Origin of the sequence: Bowmanella yangjiangensis (assembly GCF_017255015.1) — a bacterium.
Classification (GTDB): Bacteria; Pseudomonadota; Gammaproteobacteria; order Enterobacterales; family Alteromonadaceae; genus Bowmanella; species Bowmanella yangjiangensis.
Genome location: NZ_JAFKCS010000097.1, coordinates 1 through 2786, shown reverse-complemented (window position 1 = coordinate 2786; position 2786 = coordinate 1). Strand labels below are relative to the sequence as shown.

Here is a 2786-nt window from a genome sequence, read left to right as displayed (position 1 = left end):
ACGACCACCGCGGTAGTCCGCAAGCGTCAGCCGCACCTTGTCTGCCGCCAGCGGCAGGAGTGTCTGTTCGAGGCGGGCGAGCGTGCTTTGCAGGCGCTGCAGTTCGGCCAGGTCCGCGCTCAGTGCCTCGGTGTGCCTGCGCAGGGCGTCCTCGCGTTCGGCGCTCACCTGCGCCAGTCGCGCCTCTTCAGCGGCGATGCGCGGGTTCTGCCGGGTACCGGCGAACAGCGGCAGGTCGATGCTGAGGTTGAGGCTGAGCATGTCGCCGAAGGCTTCACGACGGCCGTACTCCACCCCCCAGCCCCAGTCCGGCCGCTTGTCGGCGATCGCCTCGTTCAAGCGTGCCTCGGCCTGGCGGGTCAGTGGTTCGTACGCTTGCAGCTGCGGATGGTGCTGCAAATGGCTGCGGTACCAGACCGCATCTGTTGGCCAGTCTGGCCAGGCACCGCTCAGGGGTTGCTCGGCGGCCGCGCCTATCCAGCGGCGCAGGGCGGCGCGGGCGACGGCTTGGGTGCGCCGCAGCTCGTCTTCCTTCTCCGCGAGCAGGGCGGCTTCCTGGCGTGGCACCACGGCGTCCGCCGAGTTACCGCCGCCGCCGGCGATGCGGGCGCGAACGGCGCGTTCGAGCAGGCGGTTCTCGTCATAGAGTTGTTTGAACAGCGAGAGCTTCTCGCCCACCGAGCGGGCGGCGATCCAGGCCTCGGCGACCTGGCGGCGTACCTCCAGGCGCGCGATCTGCTGGCGCTGCTCGGCGAAGTCGACGCCCGCTCTGGCTGCCTCGATCCGCGCCCGGCGCTTGGCTCGATTGGGTACCTCCTGGGTGAATCCGATGGCCTGCATAGTCATCGGCTCCTGGTCGAAGCGCCAGGCGGCGTCGCTCTCGATCGGTACGTTGCGCAGTCCCAGGCTGAGCCTGGGGTCGGGCAGCGCGCCTGCCGGGATGGCGGACTGGCGCGCGGCCTCCAGGTTGGCCGCCTCTGCGGCCAGTGACGGGGCCTGGTCTTCGGCGAGGCGCAGGGCCTCATCCAGGCTCAAGGCTGCCGCCAGGCCGGGCAGCGCCAGGCTGCCGGCGAACACGGCCACCGTCAGATGACGGCGCCGTAAACGAAATACGGGCATGTGGTGATTCCATGTCTTTGATCCGTGCGCAAGGCGCACGCAGGAGCCGGCCGCTCAGCGGCAGCCGGCGTTCAGGCGACAGGAATCAGCTACGGGGTGGGTGCCAGAGAGGCTCGCTAGCGCCAGGCAGAGGGGTGAAGCTCGAGGGGAAGGGCCCCGGCTGGTCGATCAGCAGCAACGCGCTCTTGCCACTGCCAACCTGCAGCAGGCTACCGGCTTTGCAGTCCATGCCGGTCTTGCACGGTTGCTTGTGGCCGGTTTGCGCCATCGTTTCGCAACAGGGGTCGAGGGCGCTCATCTGCTGATCCATGCCAGGCATGGCGGGCGACGGCATGTACTGCGAGGCATGTACGGCACACGCCTGCGCGGGCATCAGCAGGCTCGCCATCCCGTTGATGGGAAGCGTCAGACTGACCAGCAGCAGGAAGTAGAACCGGAGGAGGGCCTTCATGCCGGCGAGTCTACCGCTGCCCGGTCGGCTGTCAATAACGGCCGGTGCATCTGGATCAGCAGATGCCTCTCTATGGCGAGTATTCTCGGGCCGCGATCAGTAGACCGCTACAACTAGTCTCCCAAGCGTCAGATCAGCCTGGGCTACTTGCGGTATTGGAGCTGGGCTAGTTCCGGGAGGGGCACACGCCAATACCTGGTAGAGCCGCTGAGTTGGCTCTGTCCAGGCATTTACCAACGCAGGAGTTGATTAATTGGATGACTCGCCCAGTTCTTGTCGTAGAAACTCTACCAGTCCTCGCTGCAATCCAGTCAGAGCACCTTCGCGACTGATCAGCGCCAACTCGGCCGGCGCCAACTCAGGAAGATCCGTACACACGGTATGTTCTGGCAACACTGCCGAAGCGGGTAGCACCGAGACCCCCAGACCGGATGCCACCGCTGCTTGTATGCTGGTCAGACTATGGCTGCCAAACGCAACCCTCCATGGCCGCTGTGCCACATCTAACAAGCGGATCGCCCGTTGCCGATAGATGCAGCCCTGTGGGAATAACGCCAATGGCAGTACACCGTTGTGGAAGTTGCTCTCTACCCCCCTAACCCACACCAGCGGCTCCGGCCATGTCGCCCAACTAGGTCCGCTGTTTGGCTCACGTTTGACCAATGCGATGTCAATGACACCAGTCGCAAGGTTCTGCTTCAGATCTGTACTCATGCCACTGATGGTTTCCAGCCGCGCTTTGGGGCGGACCCGCTTGAAGCCGGCGAGGATACTCGTCATGCGTCGTGAGTCGAAGTCTTCCGGCACGCCAATGCGCAGAGTTTCCGGGTCGACATCGTTGGCAAGGGCCTCTAGCGCCTCCGAGGACATGGCCAGCATGCGCCGGGCGTACTGAATCAGCATTTCTCCGTGTTCGTTGACGCTGATGTTCTGCCCCGTCCGGTCGCGAAGCAACAATGTGTGACCGACCATTTTTTCCAGTTTTCGTACCTGCTGACTCACAGTCGATTGGGTGCGGTGCACGCGTTCGGCGGCTCGCGTGAAGCTGCCCTCATCAACCACGCACACGAAGGTCTTGAGCAATTCGAGGTCGAGCATGGCGAGTCCTTGATATTTGTTTTTCAACTGATATGCGAATAGTAATTTAATTTCCAGCTAACGGCATTCACTCGTAAGCTGAATTTCCCCATAGAGGAGAACAGCATGAAACTTGAAA

General features: G+C 63.4%; 3 protein-coding genes. All 3 read right to left on the bottom strand.

The genetic code is table 11. The annotated features are described in order from the left end of the window. A partial coding sequence (locus tag J0A65_RS22050) for a TolC family protein (protein WP_206596472.1) occupies window positions 1-1119 on the bottom strand: 1119 nt, incomplete at its 3' end. Window positions 1120-1204: 85 nt separating this feature from the next. Next, window positions 1205-1570, bottom strand: a complete 366-nt coding sequence (locus J0A65_RS22045) for a hypothetical protein (RefSeq protein WP_206596471.1) — start codon at window positions 1568-1570, stop codon at window positions 1205-1207. 249 nt (window positions 1571-1819) lie between these two features. After that, window positions 1820-2668: a LysR family transcriptional regulator gene (locus J0A65_RS22040; protein ID WP_206596470.1), complete on the bottom strand. Its 849-nt coding sequence runs from the start codon at window positions 2666-2668 to the stop codon at window positions 1820-1822. Window positions 2669-2786: the final 118 nt, after the last annotated feature.